21 protein-coding genes and 1 pseudogene are annotated in these 25,376 nt (G+C 54.9%); 7 read left to right on the top strand and 15 right to left on the bottom strand.

The window, feature by feature from the left end; all coding sequences use genetic code 11:
* Positions 1–84: 84 nt before the first annotated feature.
* The 5 genes from BLO51_RS11770 to pnpS all read right to left on the bottom strand — a co-directional run bounded on the left by BLO51_RS11770 (position 85) and on the right by pnpS (position 6,272).
* Positions 85–1,014 (bottom strand): phosphate ABC transporter substrate-binding protein, encoded by a 930-nt coding sequence (locus tag BLO51_RS11770; protein ID WP_090671500.1) that lies wholly within the window; start codon positions 1,012–1,014, stop codon positions 85–87.
* A 183-nt stretch (positions 1,015–1,197) separates the two neighbouring features.
* Positions 1,198–2,280: a Gfo/Idh/MocA family protein gene (locus BLO51_RS11765; protein ID WP_090671496.1), complete on the bottom strand. Its 1,083-nt coding sequence runs from the start codon at positions 2,278–2,280 to the stop codon at positions 1,198–1,200.
* A 145-nt stretch (positions 2,281–2,425) separates the two neighbouring features.
* Positions 2,426–3,418: a Gfo/Idh/MocA family protein gene (locus BLO51_RS11760; protein ID WP_090671493.1), complete on the bottom strand. Its 993-nt coding sequence runs from the start codon at positions 3,416–3,418 to the stop codon at positions 2,426–2,428.
* Between the two features lie 238 nt (positions 3,419–3,656).
* On the bottom strand, positions 3,657–4,376 hold the full coding sequence (locus BLO51_RS11755; protein ID WP_090671489.1) for a response regulator transcription factor: 720 nt from the start codon (positions 4,374–4,376) through the stop codon (positions 3,657–3,659).
* A 96-nt stretch (positions 4,377–4,472) separates the two neighbouring features.
* Complete coding sequence (gene pnpS / locus BLO51_RS11750) at positions 4,473–6,272, bottom strand: two-component system histidine kinase PnpS (protein ID WP_090671486.1); 1,800 nt, start codon at positions 6,270–6,272, stop codon at positions 4,473–4,475.
* A gap of 262 nt (positions 6,273–6,534) precedes the next feature.
* Between pnpS and BLO51_RS11745 the strand changes: the two are divergent.
* Positions 6,535–6,693, top strand: a pseudogene (locus tag BLO51_RS11745) (IS200/IS605 family transposase); the annotation flags it as partial.
* Positions 6,694–6,697: 4 nt separating this feature from the next.
* The gene (locus tag BLO51_RS11740; RefSeq protein WP_090671484.1) at positions 6,698–7,753 is read left to right on the top strand and encodes an RNA-guided endonuclease TnpB family protein; all 1,056 of its coding nucleotides are present in this window, start codon (positions 6,698–6,700) and stop codon (positions 7,751–7,753) included.
* A 389-nt stretch (positions 7,754–8,142) separates the two neighbouring features.
* Here BLO51_RS11740 and BLO51_RS11730 read toward each other — a convergent pair whose 3' ends face one another.
* Positions 8,143–9,678, bottom strand: coding sequence for a fumarate hydratase (locus tag BLO51_RS11730; protein WP_090671477.1), 1,536 nt, complete (start codon positions 9,676–9,678; stop codon positions 8,143–8,145).
* A gap of 48 nt (positions 9,679–9,726) precedes the next feature.
* On the opposite strand from BLO51_RS11730, the gene BLO51_RS11725 reads away from it, so the two are divergent.
* Both BLO51_RS11725 and yfbR read left to right on the top strand, forming a co-directional pair.
* The gene (locus tag BLO51_RS11725; protein WP_090671474.1) at positions 9,727–9,975 is read left to right on the top strand and encodes a hypothetical protein; all 249 of its coding nucleotides are present in this window, start codon (positions 9,727–9,729) and stop codon (positions 9,973–9,975) included.
* A 52-nt stretch (positions 9,976–10,027) separates the two neighbouring features.
* Entirely contained in the window at positions 10,028–10,609 is a 582-nt protein-coding gene (yfbR, locus tag BLO51_RS11720) for a 5'-deoxynucleotidase (protein WP_090671471.1), read from the top strand.
* A 136-nt stretch (positions 10,610–10,745) separates the two neighbouring features.
* On the opposite strand, the gene BLO51_RS11715 is transcribed toward yfbR, so the two are convergent.
* Positions 10,746–11,240 carry a manganese efflux pump gene (locus BLO51_RS11715; protein ID WP_090671468.1) on the bottom strand — a complete coding sequence of 165 codons (495 nt, stop codon included), beginning with the start codon at positions 11,238–11,240 and terminating at the stop codon, positions 10,746–10,748.
* Positions 11,241–11,372: 132 nt separating this feature from the next.
* Between BLO51_RS11715 and BLO51_RS11710 the strand changes: the two genes are divergently transcribed.
* Entirely contained in the window at positions 11,373–12,035 is a 663-nt protein-coding gene (locus BLO51_RS11710) for a DUF1232 domain-containing protein (RefSeq protein WP_090671466.1), read from the top strand.
* A 150-nt stretch (positions 12,036–12,185) separates the two neighbouring features.
* On the opposite strand, the gene pepF is transcribed toward BLO51_RS11710, so the two are convergent.
* Positions 12,186–13,985, bottom strand: coding sequence for an oligoendopeptidase F (gene pepF / locus BLO51_RS11705; protein ID WP_090671465.1), 1,800 nt, complete (start codon positions 13,983–13,985; stop codon positions 12,186–12,188).
* A gap of 87 nt (positions 13,986–14,072) precedes the next feature.
* Here pepF and BLO51_RS11700 point away from each other — a divergent pair, with 87 nt between their 5' ends.
* Complete coding sequence (locus tag BLO51_RS11700) at positions 14,073–14,375, top strand: hypothetical protein (RefSeq protein ID WP_090671462.1); 303 nt, start codon at positions 14,073–14,075, stop codon at positions 14,373–14,375.
* On the opposite strand, the gene BLO51_RS11695 is transcribed toward BLO51_RS11700, so the two are convergent.
* On the bottom strand, positions 14,362–15,303 hold the full coding sequence (locus tag BLO51_RS11695) for an MsnO8 family LLM class oxidoreductase (RefSeq protein ID WP_090671459.1): 942 nt from the start codon (positions 15,301–15,303) through the stop codon (positions 14,362–14,364). The two genes, BLO51_RS11700 and BLO51_RS11695, sit on opposite strands and share 14 nt — an antisense overlap.
* A gap of 91 nt (positions 15,304–15,394) precedes the next feature.
* Positions 15,395–16,174 carry an SDR family oxidoreductase gene (locus BLO51_RS11690; RefSeq protein WP_090671456.1) on the bottom strand — a complete coding sequence of 260 codons (780 nt, stop codon included), beginning with the start codon at positions 16,172–16,174 and terminating at the stop codon, positions 15,395–15,397.
* A 605-nt stretch (positions 16,175–16,779) separates the two neighbouring features.
* Between BLO51_RS11690 and serS the strand changes: the two genes are divergently transcribed.
* A complete protein-coding gene (gene serS, locus BLO51_RS11685) occupies positions 16,780–18,078 on the top strand; it encodes a serine--tRNA ligase (protein ID WP_090671453.1) in 1,299 nt (432 codons plus the stop codon).
* Between the two features lie 56 nt (positions 18,079–18,134).
* On the opposite strand, the gene BLO51_RS11680 is transcribed toward serS, so the two are convergent.
* The 5 genes from BLO51_RS11680 to icd all read right to left on the bottom strand — a co-directional run bounded on the left by BLO51_RS11680 (position 18,135) and on the right by icd (position 25,208).
* Positions 18,135–18,554: a hypothetical protein gene (locus BLO51_RS11680; protein ID WP_090671452.1), complete on the bottom strand. Its 420-nt coding sequence runs from the start codon at positions 18,552–18,554 to the stop codon at positions 18,135–18,137.
* 87 nt (positions 18,555–18,641) lie between these two features.
* The gene (locus BLO51_RS11675) at positions 18,642–21,767 is read right to left on the bottom strand and encodes an efflux RND transporter permease subunit (RefSeq protein ID WP_090671449.1); all 3,126 of its coding nucleotides are present in this window, start codon (positions 21,765–21,767) and stop codon (positions 18,642–18,644) included.
* Positions 21,764–22,375 (bottom strand): TetR/AcrR family transcriptional regulator, encoded by a 612-nt coding sequence (locus tag BLO51_RS11670; RefSeq protein ID WP_245719634.1) that lies wholly within the window; start codon positions 22,373–22,375, stop codon positions 21,764–21,766. The genes BLO51_RS11675 and BLO51_RS11670 overlap by 4 nt, the downstream gene beginning before the upstream one ends.
* 210 nt (positions 22,376–22,585) lie before the next feature.
* A complete protein-coding gene (mdh, locus tag BLO51_RS11665) occupies positions 22,586–23,527 on the bottom strand; it encodes a malate dehydrogenase (RefSeq protein WP_090671442.1) in 942 nt (313 codons plus the stop codon).
* Positions 23,528–23,912: 385 nt separating this feature from the next.
* Entirely contained in the window at positions 23,913–25,208 is a 1,296-nt protein-coding gene (gene icd / locus BLO51_RS11660; protein ID WP_090671438.1) for an NADP-dependent isocitrate dehydrogenase, read from the bottom strand.
* Positions 25,209–25,376: the final 168 nt, after the last annotated feature.

Here is a 25,376-nt window from a genome sequence, read left to right as displayed (position 1 = left end):
TTGCGCAGGTCTCGACAAATCGGCAGACGCGGACATAAAAAGGGCAGCGACGTTATGCCGCTGCCCTCGTGGATGACTGGACGATTATTTTTTCAACAGGTTGGCCGGAAGGAACTTGAGCTCTTCGACTTTTTTGTCTTGGAATTCCGGGCTCATGATGTAGTCGATGAATGCTTTGGCTGCGCCTTTCGCTTCGCCTTTCGTGTACATATGCTCGATGCCGTACAGCGGGTATTTGCCTTCCTTGATCGAGTCTTTGCTGAATGCCACGCCTTCGAATTTCAGAGCTTTCAAAGTATCGTTAACATAAGGCGTGTCTACATAACCGATCGCGCCGGTCGTTTGACCAACGGTCGTAGCCATAGCGCCGCTGGATTCTTGCGTCACGCCGTCTTTCGTGAAGTCTTTGCCGTCCAGAACGATTTTCTTCACGAGCGCACGGGAACCGGAGCTGTCCGGACGGTGAACGATCGTAATTTTTTGATCTTTGCCGCCAACTTCTTTCCAGTTCGTGATTTTACCGGAGAAAATGTCCGCTGCTTGAGCTTTCGTCAAATTGTCGATCGGAACGTCTTTATTCACAATGATGGCAAAAGGCGCAACCGCTACGATGTGGTCGACAAGACCTTTGTCTTTATATTCCAGACCGGCTTCGATGTCGGAGTTGCCGATATCGGATGTGCCGTCTGCGACGTTTTTAAGACCTGTACCGGAACCGCCGGCGGTCGGGTTGATCGTTACTTTCGCGTTTTTCTTCATGAACTCGTCCGCAGCCGCTTTAACGAGCGGGAGCAGAGCACTGGAGCCGGAAGCTGTTACCGTGCCGGTAATCTCTTCTGTCTTAGCCGGTTGCTCCGTCGTTTTTTTGTCCCCCGTTGTTGCCGTTTTGTCTCCACCTGCTGCCGCATTATTCGGTGCCGGTTCTGTCTTCGTACCACAAGCGGAAAGAACCCCCAACATTAAGATCGAAACCATGGCTAAGCTTAAACCTTTCTTTGACAGCTGCTTCAACATTTCAGCATGTCCTCCCTTTGTTTTTTGTTTACTAGGACATCGTACCAACCAATTGTTAAGTGAAAACCATCGGAACGTAAACGGAATGTAAAAGTTTAAATCTTTCGGGATGTTCTAGAGAAGTCGATAAGCATACGAAAAGCCCCGGTTTCGCATCCAATGCGAAGTCGGGGCTCCCTACGTTTATTCGAAATAGACGGCTTTGCCGGTGCGGGAAGACTCGTAGATCGCTTCGAGAATTTCCGAAACGACGCAGGCCTGCTCCGGTGTGACGACCGGATCGATATCCTTGTCGATCGCTTCCAGCCACAAGCGGGCCTCGAGATCGGCCGGGCTCTCGCCGTTGCCTTCGTAAAAATCGACGCCTTTGGCATCCAACTGGATTTCGTTCATGAACAAGCGGCTGTGCTTCTCGCCGTTGATGCGCAAGCCGTCCCACATGTCGGCGCCGCCCTCGGTACCGCACAGCGTCGTTTTGGCTTCGCCGGTTTGCAGCAGGTTGATCGCCCAGCTCGATTCGAGCACGATCGTCGCTCCGTTCTGCATCGTAATCATGCCGAACGCGGAATCCTCGACCGTGAACTTCTCCGGGTCCCAAGAGCCCCAAGCGTTGGCAGCGTTCGCTTTCTTCGACAGCTTATGAAACGCGGTCCCGAGCACGGCCTTCGGCTTGTAATTGTCCATCATCCACAGCGTCAAATCGAGCGCGTGCGTCCCGATATCGATCAGCGGGCCACCGCCCTGCTTCTCTTCATCCAGAAAGACGCCCCAGGTCGGCACGGCACGGCGGCGAATCGCATGCGCTTTAGCGTAATAAATGTCGCCGAGCTCGCCTTCCTGGCATACCTTTTTCAAATATTGGCTGTCTGCACGGAAACGGTTTTGATAGCCGATCGTCAGCTTTTTGCCGGTCCGCTTCGCCGCTTCCATCATACGTCTGGCGTCGGTTACGGTTTTAGCCATCGGCTTCTCGCACATCACGTGCTTGCCAGATTCCAGAGCGTCGACCGTAATGTCGGCGTGGGAATCGTTCGGCGTACAAATATGGACGATATCGAGCGTCGTATCGGCCAGCAGCTGCTTATAATCCGAGTACACTTTCGCTCCCGGCGCTCCGAATTTGCTTGCGGCCTCTTGCGCCCGCTCTTCGACAATATCGCAAAATGCGACCATTTCAGCGTTAGGTTGATTTTTCAGCGCAGGCATGTGCTTGCCATTGGCAATTCCCCCGCAGCCGATAATTCCAATCCGGTATACTTTAGACATGAAGACGGCGCCTCCTTCGTCAATCGCGGTTTGATTCGTAATCTCAAGCCTTAGTATAGACAAATTTCGGCCAAAAAGATATTTCGGAATTGGCGTTCGTTATATGCGATTGTGTCATCGCTGCATTCGTTAGGTATCGCGCTTCTCATTCGGTCGACGCCTGTACGCGCACTCTGCGCTCGGTACGGGCTGCCCCCAGCAGCGCATCCATGACCCGCGCTTGTCGGAGCGCTTCTTCGGCTCCGTCGCTGTCTTCTGAACGCCCCCGCTTCCGAAGCAGCACCGCATCCGCGAAGCTCTCCGCCTGCAAGCGAAACGGCGTGAGCCGGTCGGTGACCCATTCCTTCCGCCGATTGTCGAGCCAACAGCAAATCCGCAGCTCCTCCGCGGTCACGCCTAGCTCAACCTGCAGCTTCCCCTTTGTCCCCCATAGCTCGAAGCTGGCTCCATGAGGCAGATCCAGCGCCGCATCCAGTTGGGCCGTACGCCCCTCGGCAAAATAAAGCGTACCCGCGAACCGCCGATCTACGCCATGCAGGGGATGCAGCTCCAGAGCGGCATCCGCAGCTACCGGCTCCTCCCCGGTAAAGTACCGCGCCCAAGCGACCGGATAACAGCCGATATCGTACAGCGTGCCACCGCCCCAGTCTTTACGCCAGCGGCTGCTGGCTTCGTCGGCCACAGACGAAAAGCGCCCGTAAAAACGGGCCCATTGCCCAATCGCGCCTTCCCCGATCCAATCGCGCATCTGCTCGAAACCGGGGTAATACTTCCACACAAAAGCTTCCCGAACCAGCACATTATGCTTTTGGGCCGCATCGGCAATCGCTTTAGCCTCGCTCCCGTTCAAAGCAAACGGCTTTTCCAGCAGCACGTGCTTTCCAGCTTCGCATGCTTTCACCGCCCATTCTTTATGCAGATGATTGAGCAACGCGATGTACACCGCATCGATCTCGGGATCGCGCAATAAGGCCTCGTAGTTCTCATAAGAATGAGGCACACCGAAACGCTCAGCGGCAGAACGCCCGTTCTCTCCCGTCCTCCCGGCTACTCCGTGCCACATTCCGTTTGCCGCTTCTCCGGCTTTGCCTATAATCCATCCCGTCCCCAGAACTCCCCATTTGATTTGATCTGACATCGATTGCCCATCCTCTCGACCTATTTCCCGGGAAATGGATATCGATCGCCATTATTCGATCCAAGCGACCACTTGATTCCATTTCTCCACGTCCGCAGGGCTGATCTTCAGTGTCGAAGTTGTTTAGCGCCTTCTTTGGCCGAGCGAATTTCCTCCTGCTCTGGCAGCATCACAAACTCCGCTTATGCCAAAAGAAAAGGAGGCCGCAATGTCTGCTGCCTCCTCCTTGCTGCGTAAGCTATCCTTTTTTTCCTGTCGAAGCGACCAGCTTGTAGCCGACGCCGCGAATCGATTCAATCTGCACCGACTGCTGGTTCATTTCCAGCTTTTTGCGGAGGGAACTGACGTGCACATCCACCGTCCGCTGACCGCCGATATAGTCGAAGCCCCAGACGATGTTCATCAGATCGTCCCGCGTAACGACGACGCCCGGCCGCTGGACGAGATACAGCAGCACTTCGAACTCCTTCGGACGAAGCGGAATCGATTCGCCGCCGAGCAGTACCTCGTATTTTTCCGGATAAATATGCAGGTCGCCCGCGGTGATGACCTTTTCCCCGCTTCCGGGCTTATCCTGCAGGCCGTCATCAGCCGTCGTCCGCCGCAGCACGGCGGATACCCGGGCCAACAGCTCCGCCACGCCGAACGGCTTCGTAATATAGTCGTCGGCTCCGTACTTAAGCCCCTGCACCACTTCTTCCTCAGCATTGCGGGCGGTCAGAATGATCACCGGTGTTTTGTTTCCTTTTTGCCGGAGCTTGGATAAAATCTCAAAGCCGTTCATCCCGGGAAGCATAATATCCAGGACGATGAGATCGAACTGATGCTGCAGCGCTGCCTGCAATCCGTCGCTTCCGTGATCGACCACTTTGGTTTCGTAGCCTTCTTGCGTAAGATTATAAGACAACAGCCTCGCCAGCGTAGGCTCGTCCTCAATAACCAAAATTTTTTGTGGCATGTTACTCCCCCGGGCACTTATTCTATATCTAAAGCTTAACATAGCCTATATTTATTGACAAACGGCAAATGGGTTTTGGGCCCAATCGGCCTGCGGTTAATGAATCATCGGCATATCGATCTCAAACTTCGTCCCCACGCCGACTTCGCTTTCGACCCGGATCGTCCCCTTGTGAAGCTCCACCAGATGCTTGACGATCGATAGCCCGAGTCCCGTACCCCCGGAGATGCGTGAACGCGCCTTGTCCACCCGGTAAAACCGTTCGAAGATGCGCGGCAGGTCCTTCTTCGGAATGCCGATGCCGGTATCGACAATCGTGAACCGGACCTTGTCGTCCGCCGCCTCCGACGTTCCGCCGAGCAGTTGTTCGACCTTCACTTTCACTTTGCCGCCCTCCGGCGTATAGTTGATGCCGTTGGACAGCAGGTTGATCAAAATCTGCCGCAGCCGGTCCTCGTCCGCTTCCATATAAATGTCTTCGGGCACTTGCATATCCAACTCGATCGATTTCTTCGCCGCCTCCGTCCGCATCACATTGACGCAATGACCGACGAACGTTTCCAGATGCACCGGCGAGAACTGCAGCGGAATGCGCTTCGATTCGATTTTGGACAGCTCCAGAATGTCCCCGATCAGCCGGTTAAGCCGCTCGCTCTCGTCGAAAATGATCTGGAGAAACGACCGCGCCGTCTCTTTATCGTTCAGCGCCCCCGCCAGCAGCGTTTCGGCGAAGCCCTTAACCGCGGCAATCGGCGTTTTCAGCTCGTGGGACACGTTGGCGACGAACTCGCTGCGCATCCGCTCCAGCCGCCGGACGGCGGTGATATCGTGCAGTACGATGAGAAGCCCCGTCCATTCCTGGCTCGAATCCGAGACCGGACTCAGGTTAATCTCCAGAATCCGCTCGCTTGGATAGTAGAAAATCATTTCGTCCCGGATATGCTCGCGGACCTCGATACATTCCTGGATCAGTTGGGTGAACTCGAACTGCTGCTTGGCCTGATCGAATTTTTTCCCTAAGAGCTCTTGGGCGGAAAAGCCCAAGATGTCTTCAGCCGAACGGTTCAGAAGCACGATCTTGCCTTCCCGGTCGATCATCATAACTCCGCTGATCATGTTCTCCAGCACGCTCTTGAGCCGGTTCTCGTCCTCCAGAATGCGGTTCATCTGCAGCTGCAAACTGTCCGCCATCAGGTTAATGGCATGGCCGAGCTGCCCGATCTCGTCTTTTTTGTTGAGCCGGACGCGGTACTTGTAATTCATGTCCGTAATCTGCTGCGCGACGCTCGTGATCAGCTCGATCGGCCGCGTAATACCGTAGGCGACGCGGTAGCTGATCAGACCGGCCAGCAGGAACACGGCCAGCAGCCCGCCGAGCAAAACGTACCACACTTTGCGGATCGACTGCTCAACCTCCGCTAGGCTCATCGCGAGCCGCAGATAGCCTTCGGTCTTGTCCCCCATCTGTACAGGAATCGCAACGTAGAGCATGTTTTGACCGATCGTGCTGCTGTGGCGCTGCGCATAGCCGACTTTCCCCGAGCTTGCCGCAGCTTCGATTTCTTCGCGGCGCAGGTGATTCTCCATCTCTGCCGGATTGGAATCCGAATCCGCCATCACCTTGCCGTCTCCGCGGATATACGTGACCCGCGCGTCGGCAAACTGCTTCAGCCGGACGGCCCGCTCCGAGAACTCCTTCATCAGCTCCGGCTCCGATCCCCGGTGGCTCCAATCCATCGTCGCGAGGATGATTCGCAGCTCCCGCTCCATATTCGTTTTGAGCGAGTCGATATACGATTGCTGCAGCATTCGGGCCATAAACAAACCAGCCATCAGCACGGAAGCGCCGATCAAAGCGATAAAAATCAAGGTCAACCGGGCGCGGAACATCTTCATACGGTGCGTTTCCCTCCAAGCGAGCTTCGCGGGCGTCAAGGTCCCGACAAACGTTTTTACATATCTTAGCCGAGAAAGCCCTTGCCTTTAGGCATGGGATGAATCGGCTTAGGACAAGGGCTGTCTTTAGATAGCTTCATTGTCCTACATTGTTTCATGTTGTTGCGGTTTTTATGTTTAAACTGACGCAATCGGTGTATGGGATAACAATATAGAAGAACGACAACAACCGTACACTCATCAACTATCATTTTGTGTGGTAAAATTGAAAGGTACGACCTCGCGATGTTTGCGTCAAGAATTTAAGCACTTGAAGCAACTGCCAAGCCTTTGAACACGTTCCTATTTTGTCAGCACGGCAGGGAATGTTTCGAGCGAAACCATCCGGCGTTATGTTGAAGAACAAAAGACAAGGGGGTGAAGCCATGCAAACCATAACCGTTCAAATTCGAATTTTCCCAAACGATGTTTCCCTGCTGAAGGAGATGGGGGACGAATACATCAAAACGGTCAATCTCCTCACCGAACAAGCGGAAGCATCGGGCACCTTTCCGAAGCTCACCTCCAAGGATGTCGATGCCAAACTTCCATCCGCAGTAAAGAACCAAGCCATTCGAGATGCGCGAAGCATTCATAACAAGACGAAAAAGCAAGGAAAACGTCCGATTCTAAAGCGTAGAGCCTACTACGTCAATAACCAGAACTATTCACTTGGGGACCATAGCGTTGCATCTCCTGTGATATTGGATGGGAACGTACAGCGGCTCAAGATTTCGGCTCATGTAATGGAACGCGAACAACGGTTGCTCTCCAGCGGCAAGCTTGGCCTCTTAAAAATAGTTGAGAAGTCGGGCAAGTGGTACGTACAAATTTCTATTGAACGAAAGACAGAACAAGCAACCGGCGATGTCATAATGGGCATTGATTTGGGCATAAAAATCCCTGCCGTTGTCGTCACCTCAACAGGGAAGACGAAATTTGTTGGCAACGGCAGACAGAACAAGTACATACGCCGCAAATACAAAGAGCGCAGAAGAAAGATGGGCAAGTTAAAGAAGCTGTCTGCGATCCGTAAGCAAGAAAATAAAGAACATCGCTACATGAAAGACCAAAACCACAAAATCAGCCGTAAGATCGTGAACATGGCGATTGAAGAACAAGTATCGGTCATCAAGCTGGAGAAGCTGACGAACCTTCGCCAAACGACAAGAACAAGTCGTAAAAACGCAAAAAACTTGCATAACTGGACGTTCTATCAATTGCAAACGTTTATCGCATACAAAGCGGCATTGGCGGGGATTAGCATCATCGAAGTCAATCCAGCGTACACCTCCCAAACGTGCCCAAGCTGCGAGAAACGGAACAAGGCAAAGGGCCGAACGTATGAGTGTTCATGTGGGTATCGCGCGCACCGCGACAGAGTTGGAGCCATCAACATCATGCGCCAACCTGTGATAGATGGTAACAGTCTATCAGCCTAGATAGCTATACGCTCTGATCTAGGATGAGCTAATGAGCTAGCTCTTAACTTAGCAGTCGGCACAAAACAGAAATGGCCTGCGTGCGTTAACTAGCTAAGAATCCCTCGGCTTTAGCCGTGTTGGAGGCTCAATCCATATCGTACTTGTTCAGCCTATGGAGCGCCAGTTAATTTTGTGTAAAGGGACGAGCGCCAGCACAAACCCGAGTGAAATGATGCCATGACGAAGATCAAGTATGCGAACAGCAGCGGCACCGCCGCTGTCCAGCTATTCATATCATGAGACAAAAGAAACCCCAGTATCAACGATACCGGGACAATGACGGACAAATATTTTTGTATCCAGGCGTTCAGCCTGACACCGAATGAACCCATGCCCATGGCCGGGCCTTACACGAAGACCGGTTCTTTGAACTGGGCCAGCTTCTCGCGTGATTCTTGCTCGACGTCCGCATGCAGGCTGTTGCCGTGGGAATCCATAGTGACGATGGCCGCAAAGCCTTCGGTTTGGAGATGCCACATCGCTTCCGGAATGCCGAATTCCATGAAGTCGACGCCTTCCACTTTCTTAAAGCATTCCGCATAATATTGCGCCGCGCCGCCAATGGCGTTCATGTATACAGCGCCATGCTCCTGCAGCGCTTTGAGCGTTTTGGCGCCCATGCCGCCTTTGCCGATGACCGCGCGAATGCCGAACTTCTTAATAATGTCGCCTTGGTAAGGCTCCTCGCGGATGCTGGTCGTCGGGCCTGCCGCTTTCACGACCCAATTCCCTTCCGCATCCTTAGCCATAACCGGTCCACAGTGATAAATCACCGCGCCGTTCAGATCCACCGGAGAATCGTGATCCATCAAATATTTGTGCAGCGCGTCGCGGCCCGTATGCATCGGTCCGTTGATAATCACGACGTCGCCGACGCGGAGCTGGCGGATCTGCTCCTCGGAGATCGGCGTCTGCAGCACGACTTCGCGGCGCTCGTCCGACTCGGACGCGGCGGCCGGCTCGTCTTTCTGCATCGGCAGCTCTTCGCCCTTGCGGTATGCCCACTTCGTGATCGCGCCCGTTGCCGGATCAATCAGTACACCTTGTCTGCGGAACGCCCAGCAGTTGTACGCGACGGAGACGAAGAAGCTTGCCGGCAGCCGGTTCATGACGCCGACCTTGCAGCCGAGCAGCGTTACTTGACCGCCGAAGCCCATCGTTCCGATGCCGAGCCTGTTGGCGTTATCCAGAATATAGTCTTCCAGCTTGCGGAGCTCATCATTCGGATTGACGTCGTCGGCTGACCGGAACAGTTGGTGCTTCGCCAGCTCGTAGCCGGTCGTCCGGTCGCCGCCGATGCCTACGCCGATGAACCCGGCGCTACAGCCTTGGCCTTGCGCTTGATATACCGCATGCAGGATGCATTTGCGGATGCCGTCGAGGTCGCGGCCCGCTTTGCCAAGGCCTTCGAGTTCGGTCGGCAGGCTGTATTGAATGTTCTTATTTTCACAGCCGCCGCCCTTGAGGATCAGCTTCGCTTCGATTTCATTCCGTTCCCACTGCTCGAAGTGGATGACCGGGGTGCCCGGACCGATGTTGTCCCCGCTGTTCGCGCCGGTCAGCGAATCGACGGAGTTCGTCCGCAGCTTGCTGTCCTTCGTCGCTTGGGCAACAGCGGCGATAATCTGCTTCTTCATCTCGATCTGGTTCGCGCCGACCGGACAATGAACGATAAACGTCGGCATTCCCGTATCCTGACAGATTGGCGACACGTTGCACTCCGCCATCTGAATGTTGTTTGCAATCGTGGACAGCGAAAGCGCGGAGCGCGTACCCGCATCCTCCCGGGCACGGGCGGACTGAATCGCTTCCCGGACGTCGGCCGGAAGGTTCGTGGACGTTTCAACGATCAATTGATAAATGCTCTCTTGAAAATGCTGCATGATGGCACAAGACTCCTTTCGTTTTTCGCAAAAACGATACTTGATAACATGGAAACGCATAAATCTATAATAGCATATTCAGACGGGGACCAACACCGCGTTTTTGCGGCGGCAGGCAGCACGAAGCTAACCGCGCCGGACGGCCGGACGCTGACGCTTCACAAACCGCCGACATCGAAAAACAATAAAATCTTTATCACTCTGAAAGATTTAGAACAGGCAGTCGGGGGACAAATCGTGTATAATCCAAATGTACAAAGCTTCGCTTTGCGCCGAACGATCGATACGAAGGCGTGACCGGATGCACGCAGGAAACCGAAGCTGAATTCATAATCTAGGATGATGATGGATGGAAAGTAATTTTTTAGCTTATTTATACCGACTGCGGTATATCGAGCGCTGGAGCCTGATGCGAAACGTGCTGAAGGAAAACGTCGCCGAGCACTCTTTTCACGTCTCGATTCTGACTCATGTGCTTTGCACGATCGCCAACGAGGTGTACGGCAAGCAGGTGCCGACGGAGCGCGCCGTCAGCATGGCGTTGTTCCACGACGCGACGGAGGTTTTCACGGGAGACATTCCAACGCCGGTGAAGCACCATAATCCGAAGATACTTTCCAACTTCCGCGAGATCGAGCAGCTTGCCGCCGAGCGTCTGCTGGACATGGTTCCGGAGCCGCTGCGACACGTGTACGACCCGCTGATCGTTGCGAAGAAGGATGCCGATCCCGAGCTGAAACAATACGTCAAGGGCGCCGATCTTCTGGACGCCTATCTCAAATGCGTGTCCGAACTGTCCGCCGGCAACCGTGAATTCACCATGGCGAAGAAGCAGATCGAACAATCGATTGAAGCGATGAACATGCCCGAGCTGGACTATTTCCTGCAGCATTTGGCTCCGAGTCTGGAGAAGACGCTCGACGAACTATAGCCCTAAAGAAAAAGCAGTCCGACGCGAACCCGCGCCAGACTGCTTTTCTCCTATCTTTCGTTCCATTCCTGTCATAACAAGTACCCACTGCCCGTAGTATAGTAAAGACAAGTTGCTTGGGAAGGGGCAGCTTCCGTTAGCCAAACAGCGAGTTGCCTGCAATCACCAGAAGGATAACCCCGCTGATCAACGTGCCGAATTGTCCCAAGGTGAAGGCCCCGATGCGAACTCCCGCAACCTTCCTTCCTATAATAACGCCGAACCATACGGAAATGAAGCTTCCTTGCGCGGCTGTCAGCGAGATGGCCAGTGGCGACAAACCGAGCAGCCCTGCGCTCAGGCCGTTCGTGACGGCATTCGCCGAAAGCGCGATGCCCAGAACAACCGATTCGCCCAACCCGATGACCATCAGAATAAAAGCACTGACCAGAACCGGAAACATTCCCGGAAGAATGTTCGAAAGCCACTGTCCGAATAAAATCCCCGTCTCACTGAACAGAAAACAAATGATGGCGATGAGCAGATTCGACAACACGCCGACGCGGATTTTCCGGATCCCATAGGATATCCCCACACCCAAATTATCCAAACTCGACGAGACGGCAAAACCTACGATAAGCAACCATGTCATGATGTTTCACTCCTTTTCGCTTTATATTGGCATCATATTGAGGATTCGGTAAAAATGTGCCTATCCGTCTCAACACTTATTGAGAATTTTTCAATATGCGTACTCAACACAAGCAATCGGGAGGAATAACCGATGTCCGACAAGAAAAAAGAACCGGAGCTGGGCTCAACCTTAAAATCGCTGTTAAAAGGCCGTTCCTTATCCATGCGCAAGCTAAGCCTGCTTACCGGAATCGATACGGCGACAATTTCGCGTATCGCCAACGGCAAGCAGCAGGCAAAGCCCGACCACTTGCAGCAGTTCGCCGTCCATCTCGGCGTTCCGACGGAGCAGCTGTTTCAAGCGGCCGGATTCGACGTTGGTTCCCGCCAGTCGGAACAAAGCTCGGATATTTACGCCTCCGTCGAAAGCATCAAAGATGTTCTTCTCTCGTCCAACTTGTTCGATCAGCAGTTTACAACCGAGCTTGTAAGCAAGGAATTGAGCAAATACGAGCAATATGCCATGACCGAGGAAGGACAGCGAATCATCGTCGACGATTTCCGAACGAAGGTGGAAAGCGTCAACGGCGCCGGGCCTTTTATCGACGAGCTGAGGCAATTGCATGAGCTGTACTGCCGGGAGGATACGACGCCGGAGCGGCGCGCGATCGCCGGCAGCGCTCTGCTTTACTTTATTTTGTCGGCGGACATTATCCCCGACTACGTCTTTCCCTTAGGGTATCTAGACGACGCCATCGCCGTCCAGATTGTAACCGGCCGGCTTTCCCAAACGGCGGATAAAATCGAACCCTAAGAGGCATGGAAACCATGGGAGGGCCATAGCTGCGCGGCTCTTCCTCGTTGCGACATATGGACTTGTAGAAAATAACCGTCGAAATCGACTACTCCTGCTTATCCACGCCCAAGCCTCGTTCATGTTCCATTTTTTATCAGGCATCACTCGTCAAAACAGCTGCTCCAGCTCGTCGATCAAAGAACCGACATAGGCGACCGCGCTGCGAATCGGCTGCGGCTCGGATAAATCGACGCCGGCGAGCTTCATCAGCTCAAGCGGCCGCATCGTGCCTCCGGCCTTGAGCACGTCGAGCCAGCGATCCACGGCCGGCTGCCCTTCCTCGCGGATGAGCCCGGCTACGGCCGTCGAGGCCGTTAAGCCCGCGGCGTACGTATACGGATATAGCCCCAAATAATAATGCGGCTGGCGCATCCAGGTTAATTCCGCTCCCGCGTCGATGTCGACCACATCTCCCCAGAACTCCGACAGCACGCTCCCCTTCAGCTCGCGGAGCTTTTTCGCCGTCAGCGCCTTATCCGCTTCCGCCGCCTCATACACCCTGCTCTGCATGTCGCCTTCCAGCAGGTGCGTGACGAAATTATGATAGTAGGTATTCAGAAGTTGAAGAATCACCCAACGTTTCAGACGCGGATCGTCGGACTGCTCCATCAGATGCCGGGCGAGAAGCAGCTCGTTCATCGTCGACGGCGCTTCGATAAAATAGGTAGATGGCCTGAAGTTCGTATACCGCTGATTGCGCGCGGCCAGCATCAGATGGCCCGCATGCCCCAGCTCGTGCGCCAGCGTAAAGGCGCTGCGCATGTTGCCCGCCCACGTGATCAGAATGTAGGAATGCGTGCTGTACGGACTTGAGCAGAAGGCACCAGTCGACTTGCCGATATTGTCAGCGTAATCGATCCAGCGCCCGGTCAGCGCCTGCTCCATAAGCTCCGTATATTCGGGCCCCAGCACCCGCAGAGCGTCCAGAATCGTCCGCCCCGCCTCTTCGAACGTGACCGAAGGACTGAATTCCGGATCGAGCGGAGCTTTCAAGTCGCAGAACCGGATGTGGTCCAATCCGAGCACCCTCTGCTTCAGCCGGGCCAACCGCCGCATGTGCGGTGCCAACTCCGTGCGGATCATATCCAGGATGTTATGATACATCGGAATCGTGACCTGCTGCGGCTGGAGCAGCATATGCGTCACGGATTCGTAGCCGCGCAGCCGGGAAATGACCGTCTGCTTCTTCACTTCGGCGGCATAGACCGCGGCAAACGTATTCTGGTAAGACTCCAGCGTCCCGGTAAACGACTGGTAAGCATTCCGGCGCAACACGGTATCTGGCGACAACTCGTAGTCGGTTTCGTACAGCGCGAACGAAACTGGCCGCGTTACGCCCTCGCCGTCCTCTACGGAAGAGAAAGACATATCCGACAGCTTGCTTCGCTGATAGATCGTATAGGGGGCGCCCATCACTTCCCCGAGCGACGCCAGGGCCGCTTCCGTCTCCGCCTGCAGCCGGCGCGGCTTCGTTTCCAGTAATTCCGTCAAGCTTTTGCGGAACGGCTCCAATTTCGGTTCTTCGCCGATGTACCGCTCCAGCCATCCGTCCGCCAGCTCCAGCAGCTCCGAGCGAATGAACGAAAGCGCGGCCTCCGCTTGCGCAGCGACATCTCCGACCCGGGTGGAATTCGCTTGGTACGCCGGGTTCGTTCCGTCGCCGGATAGCTGCAAGCGGGCATACGTCGCGGCGCGCAAAAGCCGGATGTGCAGCGCCTCCTGCGCTTCCAGACACTCCAGAAGCCGACTACCCCCTTCGTGCAGCTTCCCTTGAAAGCGCCCCATGGACGGGAGAGATTCGACGATGCTGGTCATTTCGGCTTCCCAAGCTTCGTCTCCTGCATACAAATCGGCCAAATTCCAAGTGGATTGCGGCTCGACTTGGTCTCTTCTTTTTCTCTCTTTCATTTCCGCTTTCTCCTTTACATTTGAAGTAGACCGTTCCATCCGTCATAATAAAACAATAATGAACCCATCGATAAGGATGACCGGCTTATGGCATTCGGTATTAAAAGAAAAGAGCTCGTTCAGTGGAAAGAAGCGGTCACACGCGGGGAGATCGCTTTTTTAACCCATTTTTGGTTCGACCCGCGCTTCCCGCAGTTTCATTCGGTCACCAAGGTCGGATGCTCGGATATGAAGCGGCTCATCGCATGGTGCGAAGCCAACGGACTGAATCCCCGGTATATCCACGACCGCGAAAGCTTCCCGCACTACGACCTGATCGGACCGAAGCAGATCGAAATTTTGCAGAAGGAAGGGCTTGGGGAACACATCGAACGGTTCAAGCTGTATTGATGCCTCCCGCAGCTCCCCATACGGCATCCGCCAGCAGCTCGTACGAACGAAGGCGGCTTTCATAGTCGGGCCCCAACGTCACGATCATCAATTCGTCGAAGCCGCAATCCCTATGCAGCTGCTCCAATGCCGCCTTCACTTGTCCAGGCGTTCCGATCATCGGCTTGGGCCGGTCATCTCCGCTGCCGCCCTCCGGCTGCAGCAGCTTCTTCGCTTCGGACGCGAGCCTGTGCGCCTCCTCTTCCGTATCCGCGCAGAGGACGCTCACAGCCATTATCGCACGCGGGGCGGCTCCCAAGGACGTTGGCCGGAACTCCCGAACGTAGGCGGAAAGCACTTCCGCCCCGTCCCGGTCGCTCATGAATTGGCCGAAGACGAATCCGGCCCCGAACTCCGCGGCATACGAGGCACTCTTCTGATTCGTCCCGAGCAGCCACACCTCCGGATCGGCAGGAGGAACGGGCATCGCCCGGACCGGCACATCCTCCACGCGAAATTCGTCAACAAGCAAGGCGGACAAAGAACGAAGCGATTCGGGCAGCTGCCGGACGTTTTCCAAAAAGTTGCCGCTCAGCGCCATACTCATATGCGCCGAGCCTCCCGGGGCCCGACCGATTCCAAGATCGATCCGCCCGGGATACAACGCCGCGAGCAGCCGAAACGTTTCGGCCACCTTAATCGGTTTGTAATGCGGCAGCAGCAGCGCCCCGGAGCCGAGCCGTATCCGCTCCGTGTGCGCACCGATATGCGACAGCAGCACTTCCGGCGCAGGACAGGCCAGCCCCGGCAAATCGTGATGCTCCGCGGCCCAGTAGCGTGAATACCCCAGCTTCTCCGCCGTCTGGGCAAGTCTGCGCGCTTGCGCCAAAGCGGTCACGGCATCCGCCCCTTCAAGCAAAGGAACAAGATCCAACAGGCTTAGTTTCATGTGTGTTTATTGCTCCTCTCTCAGGGCTAATTCGATTCTCTTCTAAGTTTATCCAACCTCCGCAGCGGCGGCAACTTTGCGAACGAAAGCCTTAGCCCCAAAATCCGCCGTCCGAATGAATGATTTGTCCCGTCACCCACCGGGCGTCGTCGCCGGCCAGAAAACGGATCAGCCTTGCAGCATCTTCCGGTTGTCCGATGCGTCCCATCGGAAATTTGGGAAGCAGGGTCCGCTTCAGCGCTTCGTCCATCCATCCCGAATCGGTCGGTCCGGGATCGACCGCATTGACCGTGATCCGGTGCGGGGCCAGCTCCGCGGCGAGCGAGACAGTAAACGCCGAGATGGCCCCTTTGGTCGCGACATAGGCCAGATTTCCCGGCATCGGACCTTTGTCTTGTCCCGATACCAGATTAATGATCCGTCCGCCGCTCCCGCCTTTTAACCTGCGGGCAAATTCCACTGAAAGCATGCATGTGCCACGAACATTGACGGCGTGATGCGCATCGAGAATATCTGCATTCAGCGCCTCGAAGCCGACTTCCTCGCAATGCGTAGCGTTATTGATCAATATAAACGGGGTGCCAAGCCGGTGCTGCACTTCATCCAGCAGCCGAATCGCCGAGTCATTGTAAGATAAATCCAGCTCCATCGACGCGGTCTTTACCCCTAGCGCGATAAGCTCCTCGGCTATCTGCCTCGGCCAGTCCCGGTCGCTTCCGTAAGGCTGAGCTTCATCGTATTTGTGCCAATGGGTAAAAAACAAATCGGCGCCTTCTTCCGCCAGCGCGCGGGCAATGGCGCTACCGATACCGTTTCGGCGGCTCACTCCAGTCACAATAGCGACTTTGCCTTGCAATCTTTTCTCGTTCATCCAATCCCCTCCGTGTAGATGGAACGCAATAGTGTGAGCTACCGGAGATGCAACAATTCCCGGATTAACTAAAAAAAGCGAATACCACAAGGTATCCGCGTGCCGGGTGTCGAACTCGTTCCCAAAGCGTCCCTGTAATGGCGACAGACAGGCACACCTCTCCCGTAAAACTAATCGGGATCGTGCGCTATCCGGTTCGTCAACCATTACAAAGTGCCTGCCATTGGGTAAATTCCCCTCTCCTGCATCTCTAGCCTAATTGTACAAAAACAGCAGTGACCGGTCAATCCAAAGCGGGCCTGAACCCAGTCTGACGGTTTCTTTGCTGCTCTGCACTTGAATCCTTTACCCGAATAAGCTATACTACAACAAATTGAATGACTGACCATTTGCCTATGAAGAGTATCCAACTCGGAGGCGTTCTCGTTAAAGGGACCGATACCGTCCCTCAAGTGAACCGGGCCCGCCCGTTAACGCGGAACCAAAGCGGATCGGACCACCATGCTGTCCGGTCAAGTTGGGTGGCACCGCGAGACAAGCGCTCCTCGTCCCAAAAGGATAGAGGGCGCTTTTTGTCATTTTCCACAAAAAGGAGCGGTACCACAATGTTAGACATTCACTGGATTCGCCAAAATCACGAGAGGGTACAAACGGTCGCCGATCAAAAAGGAATCGCCGTTTCCGTCGCCGAGCTGCTCGCCTGGGACGAGAAGAAACGCAATCTGCTTCAAGAGACCGAGAAGCTGCGCCATGCCCGAAACAAGCTGTCGGAGGAGATCGGCACACTCGTCCGTTCGGGAGGCCATGAAGAAGCCGAGCCGTTGAAACGCAACGTGAAGGATCTGGGCAGCCGCTTGGCGGAGACGGAACCGGAGTTGGCCGAGGTGCAACGGCAGTTCGATCAGTTGATGCTGCGCATCCCGAACTTCGTTTCTCCCGACACGCCTGTCGGACGTTCGGATGCCGACAATATTGAAATTCGGCGTAACGGATCGCCGCCCGCGTTCGCTTTCGAGCCCAAAGACCACGTAGCCCTTGGCGAGCTTCACCGGATGATCGACATCCCGCGCGGCGTCAAGACGGCCGGAACCCGCAACTATTACCTGCGGGGCCCCGGAGCCCTGCTGCACCGCGCCGTACAGCAGCTTGCGGTGGATATGCTGCTAAGCCGGGGCTTTACGCTATTGGAAGTTCCACTGCTCGTACGCGCCGATGCCTTGACCCATACGGGCTACTTCCCCTTCGGCCAAGAGCAGGTGTACCGGATCGCGGACGAAGACAAGTGGCTGGTCGGCACCTCGGAAGTGCCGCTTGTTTCGTATTACAGCCATGAGGTAGTCGATGTGCGCGAGCCGCTCATGCTTGCCGCCGTCTCATCGTGTTTTCGAAGCGAAGTCGGCTCGGCAGGCAAAGACGTGTACGGCTTATACCGCGTGCATCAATTTTCCAAGGTGGAGCAGGTTATCGTGTGCGAAGCCGAGCTTGATCGTTCCGAACCGCTGCTGGAAGCCATCACGAGCAACGCGGAAGAGCTTTTGCAGCTTCTGGAGCTGCCCTACCGGGTCATGGCCGTCTGCACCGGCGATATGTCGCAAAAAACGTATAAGCAGTACGACATCGAAACTTGGATGCCGAGCCGCCAAGCCTACGGCGAAACCCATTCGTCGTCCCACCTGCTCGACTTCCAAGCGCGCCGTTCGAACATTCGGTATCGCGATTCGGGCGGCAAGCTGCGCTACTGCCATACGCTCAACAATACGGCCGTCGCTTCGCCGAGAATCCTAATCCCGCTGCTGGAAAATCATCAGGCCGAGGACGGCTCGATCCGGATTCCGTCGGCGCTGCGCCCGTACATGAATGGCATGGAGCGGCTGCACCCTCCGTCCGTCACTTCCAGCGAATAAAGATACGCAAAAAAGGCCGGGGTTGTTATCCCGGCCTTTTTATACTCTAACCTGAACTAAAAGGGGAACATCATCAGCGTAACGACAAGAAAGAAGATGATGCCGTTGATCACGCTAAGCGACTTGATAGAACCCATGTGAGCCTTGATATTGCCGCCCGCCGGATCTTGCAGCGCCTTGCGTATTTTGCTGCCGAGAATGCCTGTCAGCGCCCCGATCGCGAGGAACAGAACGACGGCCAGCACCATCCACAGCACCGAATATGGCGCCTTGCTGACCATATAACCGCCGGACAATAATGCGATCACGAGCGCCAACTGCCCCGCTCGGTTAGCGGCAAACAACACATTCAAAAAACCGAACTGCGCCGTTCCCGATTGCAGCGCCTCCACCCGCATTGCCAAAAACGGCAACAGGAGATAAAAGCCCATCATTATGGCGCCGAGCACATGTAAATACAAAAACACTTGATACATAATCCCGGAACCCTCCCTATTCAACCACGTTTTCTCTCTCCCCTAGTATACAAGAATACGAGCTTCCTAAGCAAATGCAAACCGGGCTTACGGATGAACCGCTTTACCCGCTTTCGCCGCGCGTTTGTCGCGCCACTTCTGCAAAATCACGAACAGCGACGGCACGACGATCAGCGTCAGTATGGTCGAATACAGCAGACCGGAAATAATCGTAATTCCCATCGGGCGCCATAAATTTCCGCCCATAATCGTCATCGGCAGCAAGCCGCCGATCGCCGTGGCCGTCGTCAGCAGAATCGGCCGGAGCCGCGCTTTCCCCGCTTCCGCTACCGCTTCGTACAGCGGCAGTCCGCGTTCGCGCGCCTGCTCGATAAATTCGATCAGAATGATCCCGTTCCGCACCACGATGCCCGCCAAGCTGACGAGCCCCATGAGCGCCATGAAGCCGATCGGCGAACCGGAAAGAAACAGACCGATGATCGCGCCGCCTGCCGCCAAATAGACGGTCGAAAGAATAAGCAACGGAATCGACAGTGAGTAAAACTGCATGACCATAATGATGTAAATCAGCAAAATAACGATAACCGATAGCTTTCCAATCGAGGCGAACGCTTCATTACGCTCCTCGTTTTCGCCACCGAACTGAATCGCATAGCCTGCAGGAACATTATAGCTTCCCAGCTTCGCTTGCAGATCCTTCACAATATCGTCCGCCAGCCGGTCCTGCGTATAGCTGCGCACGGTAATCGTCCGGGTCTGGTCGCGGTGATGAATCGACTTGATCATTTGGCTGGTGCGGATATCTCCCAGCTCGCGCATTTGAACCGTACCGCCTTTTTGCGTCGAAACGTACATTTTCTTCATCGTCTCCACCGGGTCGGCGGAACGCATCTTGGCGTACAGAGTCACGTCGATCAGGTCCTCACCTTTCTGCATCTCCGACACTTCCAGCCCTTCGGTTGCAATTCTGAGCGTCGTGGAAAGATCCTTTTCGTTCACGCCGAATAAACTCAGCTTCGCCGGGTCCGGCTCCACCTCGTAGGTGTTCATGGCCTCTCCGACATCGTCGGTTACGCTGATCGTACCCGGGATTTCTTTCAGCATCCCTTGAATGTCCGCCGCAATCTGGCGAAGCTCCGACAGCTCGCTGCCGCTAATGCGTAAGGCGATCGGCGCGCCGACAGGCGGTCCTTGCTCCAGCTTCCGCGGCGTAATTTCCACATCGGAGGGGAACATCGCCTTCAGTTGCTCCCGCCACTGCACGACGACCGCTTTCGTGTTCAACTGCTTCGTATCGACCTTAACGAACAGCTGTCCGATCAAAATGCCCGTCTGATCCGCTTCCGAGTAGTAAAAATGCGGGGCCGTTCTCCCGGCATAAGCCGAGACAAAACGCACGCCCGGCTGCCTTTCCATCCATGCCGCGGCTTTGCGGATCGTAAACTCCGTTTCCGCAAACTGACGGCCGGACGGAAGCTTGAAATCAATGAGCATCTCTTCCTTCTCCGCAGGCGGGAAATACTCTGCCCCAAGCAGCGGCAGCAATCCGAAGGCGGAGGTGCCCAGCAGCAGCGCAGCGAGCCCGGTCAGCAGCGGACGACGCAAGAAGCGGTGAATCTGCTTTCCGTAAAAGGCACTCAGCCTTGCGATCGGCTTGCCGAGCAGACCCGGAGTGTCCGTCCCTTCGCTTCCGGACGCCGCCACAGCACCTTTGGTTGGCTCGGTCTTGGAGCCTTTGCGGCGAAGCCGCCGTTCACCCACCCATTGGCGGAAAATCGGAACAATCGTCAGCGACATCGCCATGGAAGCCGCAAGCGATAGCGAAATGACGACAGGAAGCGGGCGAATGAAGCTGCCGATGTTGCCCTGCAGGAAAAACAGCGGCAAAAACGCAGCAGCCGTCGCAATCGTCGCCGTCAGGATTGAAATAGCAACATCGCGGCTTCCCTCCAGCGAGGCCGTAGCCGGATCATCGCCCAGCTGCAGGCGGCGCTGGATATTATCGTTCACGACGATGGCGTCGTCGACCAGAATGCCGAGCACGATAACAATCGCAACGATCGTAATCTGATTCAGATCGATTCCCATGGCCTCGACGGGAATAAAACCGACCGTAATTGACACCGGAATGGCCAAAGCCACGATCAGCGAAGTGCCGAACGTCAGCCCGAGGGAGCAGACGACGATAACCGAAAGAATCCCCATCAGCAGTTCTTTGCCCAGCTTGTTAAACAGATGGTCGAGACTTTCCTTTTGCGTAAACAGCGATTCGATCTTCACGTTGGCCGGCAGCTTCGGCTTCAGCTCCGCGACCTTCTTATCGATGCGATTCTGCAGCGACGGAACATCCGTGCCTTTCTCCGTATTGATGACCAGATCGACGGCAGGCTTTCCGTTATGTAAGATGGATACTTCTTTTTTCTTCGAGCTCAGCTTGACTTCGGCGACGTCTTTAATTTTCAGCGCTTTACCGGGAGGCAGTCCCAGAAGCTCCGTATTCGCGATATCCTCGGCGGATTTCCATTCTCCGCCCATATTGACGTAATACTGCTTTGCGTCCTTGTTCACCGTTCCGAGCGGCACCCGGTCATGCTTATTTTTCAGTGATTGCGCTACGATGCCCCATGGCAGCCTGAGCGTATCCAGCTTATCGGTATCGAGCGTAATCGCCACTTCCTGCTTTGGCAGTCCGACGACCTCGACGTTGCTCACGCCGGGGACGGTCGCAAGCTGCTTTTTCCAGTGGTCCATCGTCGTCCGCAGCGGCTCCAGCTCCTCCGGCGTCTCCACGACAAAATGCAAAATTTGCGCCGCAATTTTGCTTAAGTCGTCGTTCACTTCCGGCTGGCGCGCGCCTTCCGGCAAGTCTCCTTGTGCGGACTGCACCTTTTGACGCAGCGAGTCCCACGCCCTGCGGATATCCGTATCCGACTTCAGCTCGACTTGAATGACCGACAAGTTGGCGGCTGAAGTGGAGCTGATAACCTTGATTCCGCTGATTTCCTTAATTTTATTTTCCAGCGGACGGGTGACGAACTGCTCCACCTTTTCCGGCGAAGCCCCCGGATAGACGGTTTTCACTAACGCATACGTGATCTCGATCTCGGGATTCTCCCTCTGCTTCAAGGTGAAAATATTGAACACCCCGAGCACGACCGCTATCACGAAAAACAGCAGCGTCACCTTGCGGTACTTCAGCAGCTTCGCGATCATCCTCCGCTCACATCCATTTTCGGCAGGGCATTGACGTTGATCCCGACGAGCACCTCGGCAAGCGGGTCAATCTTTTCCAGACCGTATCCTTTTTCGATGAACCACTGGTAAGCGACCAGCTCCACCATCCCGATTTCCGCATACGCGGTCATATCCAACTGCTCCTCCGTATACCCGGGATAGACATTGAAATGCTTGAATATGCCCTTGACAACCTCGCAAACATTGCCGTAAAACTGCTTCGAGATGTCCGCTATTTCCGGAGAGGCGGCGCCATGCCGCTTCAAAATGTTAAGTATGGTCCGATTATGGTAATAAATCGTGAGTGTTTCCCGGATCAAACGATCGTGCATCTTGTCGTTGTGCAATTCGCAAGGATCCAACGATTTCGGTTCAAGCGCGACGACGATTTCTTTCAAGCACTCCTCCGCCACGCAGCGGAACAAATCTTCCTTGCCTTTAAAATAAAGATAAAACGTGCCCTGCGCCATGCCTGCATCCTTCACAATGTCTGACACTTTAGTGCTGTGATACCCTTTTTGCTCAAAAAGCTTCAGCGCCGACTCGACGATTTTATCTCTCTTCTCTACAGCCAATGGCGAATTCACCTCTCCTGGGACTCTCCTCACGGCAGATCCCGGCATTATGACTGATTCGTCAGTCATTTTGTATCGTACCATGGATTGCCAAGGCTTTCAATCCCTTTCGTCTGCCGCTCTGGCCGAGCGTAGTCCGATCTCGTTCCTTCTGAAAATAAAAAAAGACCAGCTTCGGCCTTTCGGCGAAAACAGGTCTTTCTTTGAACAGATACTATGCGATTAGCCCGTAACGACTTTGATGACGTTGCGTACGGATTCTGCGGATTTGTCGAGTGCCGCTTTCTCTTCCGGAAGCAGCTCCAGCTCGAACACTTTCTCGATGCCGTCGCCGCCAAGCAGCGTCGGTACGCCCATGAACAGGTTGTCATAGCCGTATTCGCCTTGGAGCAAAGCGATGGAAGGCAGAACGCGCTTCTTGTCTTTCAAGATCGCTTCCGTCATTTGCACGATGGAAGCAGCCGGTGCGTAGTAAGCGGAACCGTTGCCAAGCAGGTTCACGATCTCGCCGCCACCGGTACGCGTACGCTTCACAATTGCTTCGATGCGGTCAGCCGGAATGAGCTTCTCGATCGGAATCCCGCCAACATTGGAGTAACGAACGAGCGGAACCATGTCATCCCCATGGCCGCCGAGTACAAAGCCGCGCACGTCTTCTACGGAAACGTTCAGCTCTTGCGCGATGAACGTGCAGTAACGGGCCGTGTCCAGCACGCCGGATTGGCCGATAACGCGGTTTTTCGGGAAGCCGAGCGTTTGGTAAGCGACATACGTCATGGCGTCTACCGGGTTGCTCAGGATGATCACGATCGATTGCGGGCTCGTTCTCTTGATATTTTCACAAACGGATTTCACGATACCTGCGTTCGTGTTCACGAGGTCGTCGCGGCTCATGCCCGGTTTGCGGGCAATCCCTGCCGTGATAATCACGATGTCGGAACCGCTGGTCTCGTCATAGTTGGACGTGCCGACAATGTTCGCGTCGAACCCTTGCACCGGGGAAGCTTCGAGCATATCCAGCGCTTTCCCTTTGGTCGGGTTCTCCAGTTGAGGGATGTCCAGCAATACGACGTCACCGAGTTCTTTTTGCGCCAGCATCAGCGCTGTTGTCGCACCCGTGAAACCTGCGCCGACAACCGTAATTTTATTACGTTGGATTGCCATAATCAATTCCTCCCATTGGTTTGTGCTTTATCGCACATTAATTTTATGATTCAATTTTAGGAATTAGCATATGACTTTGGCTTAGTCTTTATCATTGACGTATGATCAGTGACGCATGGAAGCGCATGGAAGCGTGTCCTTGTGCAGCACGGCGCCAGCTCGTGCGCACGAGGACAAACGCGTTCCTACACCAACCTAACGCATAAACGCCCGTGCACGCATGAAAGCGTGTCTGCGGGCGCCTGGCTTCAGCCGGGCCGCCCGCAGACAAACGCGTTCCATTCTCAAACGCCCCATGGGTGCGCCTCTACCCTGCATGCCGACAACTTTCGTCGTCCAGGGGCCGAAACCCCTGGGGCCTCCCTTGTAAGGGAGGTTTGGAGGGTTAGAAACTCTTGATGATCTCGTCAGCAAACGCGGAGCATTTCACTTCGGTTGCGCCTTCCATCAGACGGGCGAAGTCGTAAGTTACCGTTTTGTTGTTGATTGCCGTTTCCATTCCTTTGTAGATCAGGTCAGCTGCTTCCAGCCAGCCCAGGTGCTCCAGCATCATAACGCCGGACAAAATAACGGAGCCCGGATTTACAACGTCGAGACCTGCGTATTTCGGAGCCGTACCGTGCGTTGCTTCGAAGATCGCATGACCGGTTACGTAGTTAATATTTGCACCCGGAGCGATACCAATACCGCCAACTTGAGCAGCCAGAGCGTCGGACAGGTAGTCGCCGTTCAGGTTGAGCGTAGCGATGACGTCGAAGTCCGTCGGACGAGTAAGCACTTGCTGCAGGGCGATGTCGGCAATCGCGTCTTTTACGATGATTTTGCCGGCGGCTTCCGCGTCTTTTTGCGCTTTGTTCGCCGCGTCAACGCCTTGCTCTTCTTTAATTTTGTCGTATTGAGCCCAAGTAAACGTTTTGTCGCCAAACTCTTGCTCGGCGAGCTCGTAGCCCCAGTTTTTGAACGCGCCCTCGGTAAACTTCATGATGTTCCCTTTATGTACCAGAGTCACGCTCTTGCGGTTATGCTCGATCGCATATTCGATCGCGGCGCGGATCAGACGCTTCGAGCCTTCGGAAGATACCGGCTTGATTCCGATACCGGACGTTTCCGGGAAGCGGATCTTCTTTACGCCCATTTCGTTTTGCATGAAAGCAAGCACTTTTTTCACTTCGTCGGAACCTGCAGCCCACTCGATGCCGGCATAGATGTCCTCGGTATTTTCACGGAAAATAACCATGTCCACCAGCTCCGGACGTTTTACCGGGGAAGGCACGCCTTTGAAGTAGCGAACCGGACGGGAGCACACATACAGATCCAGCTCTTGACGAAGCGCAACGTTCAGGGAACGGATACCGCCGCCGATTGGCGTCGTCAGAGGTCCTTTGATCGCTACGATATATTCGCGGATCGCCGTCAGCGTATCGCTCGGCAGCCAGTTATTGTATTTGTTGAAGGCTTTCTCGCCTGCAAATACTTCGTACCATGCGATTTTCTTCTCGCCTTTGTATGCTTTCTCTACCGCTGCATCCAATACGCGCTTGGAAGCCGCCCAAATGTCCGGACCTGTGCCGTCGCCTTCGATGAAAGGAATGATCGGATTGTTCGGAACGTTCAGTTTGCCGTTTGTGATGGTGATGCGTTCGCCTTCAGTCGGAAGTGCGTATTGTTCGAATTGTGCCATGAATAGGTAAGCCTCCTTGGAGTGGTTTGGAGCCGCTGCAACACGAGCTCCATGGAATAGGGATGATGATGTCAAAAAGATACGGGAGCAGCGGCGCCCGTCCCCTTCTTAGAAGACCGATAACGCCGCAGCCACCCGTAGGATAGCTGCTTTTTTATTTCTTCCCGC

Origin of the sequence: Paenibacillus tianmuensis (assembly GCF_900100345.1) — a bacterium.
Classification (GTDB): domain Bacteria; phylum Bacillota; class Bacilli; order Paenibacillales; family NBRC-103111; genus Paenibacillus_G; species Paenibacillus_G tianmuensis.
This window is presented reverse-complemented; position numbering and strand designations above follow the sequence as displayed.